This is a genomic window from Microcystis sp. M109S1, assembly GCF_020247025.1.
Taxonomy (GTDB): domain Bacteria; phylum Cyanobacteriota; class Cyanobacteriia; order Cyanobacteriales; family Microcystaceae; genus Microcystis.
In genome coordinates this window covers 1-4,383 of record NZ_JADBRW010000253.1, presented here as the reverse complement: position 1 = coordinate 4,383, position 4,383 = coordinate 1, and the positions used below count along the sequence as shown (strand labels likewise).

4 protein-coding genes and 1 tRNA gene are annotated in these 4,383 nt (G+C 47.0%); 1 reads left to right on the top strand and 4 read right to left on the bottom strand.

Translation table 11 applies throughout. The annotated features are described in order from the left end of the window. On the bottom strand, positions 1 to 43 hold a 43-nt coding region (locus IM322_RS23340; protein WP_353737494.1), incomplete at its 3' end, for a helix-turn-helix domain-containing protein. A 98-nt stretch (positions 44 to 141) separates the two neighbouring features. Beyond that, the gene (surE, locus tag IM322_RS12600) at positions 142 to 954 is read right to left on the bottom strand and encodes a 5'/3'-nucleotidase SurE (RefSeq protein ID WP_286824867.1); all 813 of its coding nucleotides are present in this window, start codon (positions 952 to 954) and stop codon (positions 142 to 144) included. Between the two features lie 56 nt (positions 955 to 1,010). Here surE and IM322_RS12595 point away from each other — a divergent pair. After that, positions 1,011 to 1,083 (top strand) — tRNA-Arg (locus IM322_RS12595). Positions 1,084 to 1,179: 96 nt separating this feature from the next. Here the strand turns inward: IM322_RS12595 and prmA are convergent. Together prmA and serA are read right to left on the bottom strand one after the other, a co-directional pair. Continuing rightward, positions 1,180 to 2,076: a 50S ribosomal protein L11 methyltransferase gene (gene prmA / locus IM322_RS12590; protein ID WP_287676372.1), complete on the bottom strand. Its 897-nt coding sequence runs from the start codon at positions 2,074 to 2,076 to the stop codon at positions 1,180 to 1,182. A 134-nt stretch (positions 2,077 to 2,210) separates the two neighbouring features. Next, positions 2,211 to 3,788: a phosphoglycerate dehydrogenase gene (gene serA / locus IM322_RS12585; RefSeq protein ID WP_002784892.1), complete on the bottom strand. Its 1,578-nt coding sequence runs from the start codon at positions 3,786 to 3,788 to the stop codon at positions 2,211 to 2,213. Between the last annotated feature and the right edge of the window lie 595 nt (positions 3,789 to 4,383).

The following is a 4,383-nucleotide window of genomic DNA, read 5'->3' as shown; positions in this document are numbered from 1 at the left end:
GTTCGGGTGTGGGGTAAAATCGAAACGAGTAGGCTTTTTCCATGTCTCACATTTTAGCATATATTTGGTAAATGCGCTAGTATTTAACGGTAAAGCCGTCGTAGAACGACGGGGTTTCAGACCCAAAATTTTCGATGATCCTCAATCAAACCAAGAATTCCGGTGCAAATGTTGAAAACCCTGCACATCAGTTAAATTGTATTGTAGGGGCGTGATGGTGATAAAATTCTCGCCAATAGCGCGCACATCCGTAGGCACTTCTGGGGGTAAATGGGTATAGTCCGGTTGTTCGATATCTTCCACTACTTCCCCAATTAACCAGTAATAACTTTTACCCCTAGGATCCAGTCTTTTCTCGAAGGTTTCTTCGTAGCGTCGCAATCCTTGCCTAGTGATTTTCACCCCCTTGATTTCGCCACTACTAACCGGCGGGACGTTAACATTGAGTAAAGTGGGAATAGGAAAAGGGTTAAGGGCAACTTTCCTGACTAAAGTGAGGGCAAAATCGGCGGCCGGTTGGAAATCACAGGCTTTAAAACTAGCCAGACTAAAAGCAATACTGGGAATACCCTCGATTAAGCCCTCCAGGGCTGCGGAAACCGTGCCAGAATAGAGGATATCGGTGCCGAGATTAGACCCGTGGTTAATGCCAGCTAAAACTAAATCGGGACGCTCTTTCAGGACGGCACTAAGGGCAAATTTCACCGAATCGGCGGGAGTTCCCGAGCAGGACCAAGCAATCACATCGGGATGAAAAATTCCTTCCACCTGTTCGGCCCGGATGGGATGGTGTAAGGTTAAGCCATGACCGGTAGCAGAGCGCTCGCCGTCGGGACAAACTACGGTGACTTGATGGCCCGCAGTAGCGAGGGTGTTAGCGAGGGTGCGGACTCCTAGGGCGGAAATGCCGTCATCGTTACTGATCAGTAGTTTTAAAGGGCGATCGCTAGTCATAGGAATTTCTGATCTACTGCATCGGCTAGTGGTATAATATAATAGTATTTTATTGTGGGTACGTAGCTCAGAGGATAGAGCACCAGGTTCCGGTCCTGGGTGTCGGGGGTTCGACTCCCTCCGTACTCGTTCAGACATCAGGAGTCAGTATTCAGGAGACATCTCCAGAAATCAGGCTAGAAGCCTGATCTACTGGGCTAAAATCTTGATTATTGGAGATGTCTATTAGTCCACAGTGCGACGAATTTGCAGACAACACCATTCTTGACGTTTCCACAGGGCAGCCACTGTCCAGCCTTGGGGTTCTAAAATATCTGTAACTGCTTGTGCTTGGGTGACGAGGATGCCGCTTAAAATTCCCCAAGTGGTGGGTTTTGCCAGACGGGTGATTTCGGGCATTAAAGCGATAATTGTCTCGGCTAAAATATTACAAACGATGCCATCGACACCATCGGGAATTAATTCTAATAACTCCTCGACACTACCCTGATTAATAGCTAAATTTTCGGGGTTAATTCGGTTGAGATGGCGATTACTGTGCGTCGCGTTCACCGCCAGCGGATCTGTATCGACAGCATAAACTTTTTTGGCCCCCAATAAAATCGCTCCGATCGCCAGTATGCCAGAACCACAACCGATATCAGCGATAATTTTATGCTCTGGATTGCTACTTAAACGCATTTCTAGGGATTCTAGACATAATTGGGTGGTGGGGTGCGTTCCCGTGCCAAAAGCGGAACCGGGGTCAATTTTAATCACCAATCTCTGGTTATTTTCGGGGGGATTTAACCAAGCAGGACAGATCAAAAAGCGATCGCCGATCTCGCTAATTTGCCAATGTTGTTTCCAACTGCTGGCCCAGTCTTCCTCGTCTATTAACTGCCAATTGGTGACAGGTTCGGGAAAACCTAAAATCAAAGCATCCTGCTTTAACCAGAGGCTGAGTGCCTCTAAATCGGGCAATTGCGCTTTAATTTCTGGTATATAGGCCTTAATCTCTAAAGAGGATTGTTTTTTAGCCGTGGCCGTTCCCGAACAGCCAAAATTTTCCAGTCTCCAGAAAACCGTTTCTTCGAGACTAGGTTCGCACAAAACCGTAATTTCCCACCAACTATTAGACATATATTCAGTTATCCGTGATCAGGGATCAGTTATCAAATTTGAGTTTTCAGTCAACAGTATTAAGTGGCAAGTTCGGAGCTTTCTTTTCACTTATTACTGTTTACTGTTTACTGTTTACTGATAACTGATTTAATCTAGAGTTTTACTGTGTAAGCATCGCGGATACCGGGGACTTTAGTAATTTCCGAGAGAAGACCTTCTGGTAAAGGATCATCGAGACTCAGGGCCATAACTGCGTCACCGCGAATAATTTTGCGTCCTACCTGCATACTGGCGATATTGACATTAAAACTGCCTAAAAGTGCGCCAATTTTGCCGATAATACCGGGCATATCTTGGTGAAGGGTGAATAGCATATGATTACTCGGTGGCACGTTAATTGGGAACTCATCGAGGTCAGTAATGCGGATTTCTCCCGTACTTAACAGCGCCCCAGTAACGGAATGGGTCCCCATAGAACCATTAGCTTCCAAATGAATCGATCCCGAATAGTCGCGGGTGGAAGCATCCCGGGTTTCGATTACCCGGATACCGCGTTCCTTAGCTTCGATCGCCGCATTAACATAGTTTACCCGTTCCCGGAGGGCTTGGGAAAGTAAACCCTTAATTGCCGCCACCACCAGAGGTTGACTGTCTTTAGTGGCCAATTCTCCCTGTAAACGGACATTTAACGAGTCACAGCGACCTCCTGCTAACTGGCTGACGAGATTACCCATAGTTTCCGCTAATTGCAGGTAAGGGCGCAGTTTTTCCATAACATCGGGAGTTAGTCCAGGGATATTAACGGCCGAACGCGCTGGCAAACCGAGGAGGACATCGCGAATTTGTTCGGCCACATCAATAGCCACATTAACCTGTGCTTCCGTAGTCGATGCGCCTAGGTGGGGAGTGAGGATGACGTTAGATAATTCTCTTAATCTAGATTCGCCTAAAGGTTCCTGTTCAAATACGTCCAAGGCTGCCCCAGCGATTCTACCGGATTCGAGGGCTTCAATTAAAGCCAACTCGTCGATAATGCCGCCGCGGGAACAGTTAATGATGCGGACTGTGGGTTTCATCTTAGCGATGGTTTCCCGACCGATGAGATGCTGGGTTTCGGGAGTTTTCGGGACGTGGAGGGTGATAAAATCGGACTCGGCAAAGAGTAGTTCCAGATCCACCAGGGTGCAACCGAGTTGATCGGCGCGTTCTTTGGAAATAAAGGGATCGTAGGCGAGAATTTTCATGCCTAGGGATCTGGCAACGGCGGCGACGTGGGAGCCAATTTTACCTAAACCAACGACTCCTAGGTTCTTTTTATAAACTTCTGTGCCGATAAAGCGATTTCTTTCCCATTTATTCGCTTTTACCGACTGATTGGCATCAGGAATATGACGGGAGAGGGATAACATCATGGCCAAGGCGTGTTCGGCAGCGGCGATCGTGTTACCTTCGGGAGAGTTAACGACAATAATACCCTGACGAGTAGCGGCGGGAACATCGATATTATCGACTCCTACCCCTGCGCGGCCGATAATTTGCAGTTTGCTGCCCGCTTCGACGATTTCTTTGGTGACGCGGGTACTGGAACGGAGCATCAGTGCGTCGTATTCGGGGATAATTTGAATGATTTCCTCGGCGGATAGTCCTGTTTTCACGTCCACTTGGGCAACCTGTGACAGAATTTCTACTCCTACCGGATCGATCGAATCGGATACCAGAACTTTGGCCATAATCTTTATAACGTGCTTTTTTCAGTCTACGGGCAAATGCTTGACCAATATTGGGGTCTAGCCGCAATAGCCTATTTTAGAAGCAAAGGGTGCAGTCTATGGCAAAATTAGCGAAAAGATTTTAGGTTGTCCTTCTCAATGTCTTCCATGGTGTTGATTTCAGCCTCTTGTCTTTGTCATACTAAATCCTGTTTAAAAAGTATAGGAGAGAAGGGATGGGGGATGGGGGATAGGGGATGGGGGATAGGGGATAGGGGATAGGGGGGAAACAATCCATAAATGGGTTTTTAAAGTTAGATCGGCAGTTAATCACAGGATTAAAAACGGATTTAGTATCACTGAGATATTGCTAATTTAATCACGGTGGCGATCGAGTTTTCCGCTTCTTTTTCTAAAGCCTTTTCTAGGGCTGCCATTGCTTCTGTTTGACAATTTCTATGATGTTTAAATGGGGTTTGCTGAAAAAGTACGGGCGAAGCATTCGGATAGAAAATCTACGGTTTCACCGATAGGTTATTGCCCGAATGCTTCGCCCCTACAGGACGCGGGCCGATGAAGACGCAAGGTTTTGAAGCACGATTCTCTCAAAATCTTG

What these genes read in the sequence shown, in the direction of transcription:
- prmA (WP_287676372.1), bottom strand. Translation starts at nt 2,076, where the DNA reads ATGTCTAATAGTTGGTGGGAAATTACGGTTTTGTGCGAACCTAGTCTC.
- serA (WP_002784892.1), bottom strand. Translation starts at nt 3,788, where the DNA reads ATGGCCAAAGTTCTGGTATCCGATTCGATCGATCCGGTAGGAGTAGAA.
- surE (WP_286824867.1), bottom strand. Translation starts at nt 954, where the DNA reads ATGACTAGCGATCGCCCTTTAAAACTACTGATCAGTAACGATGACGGC.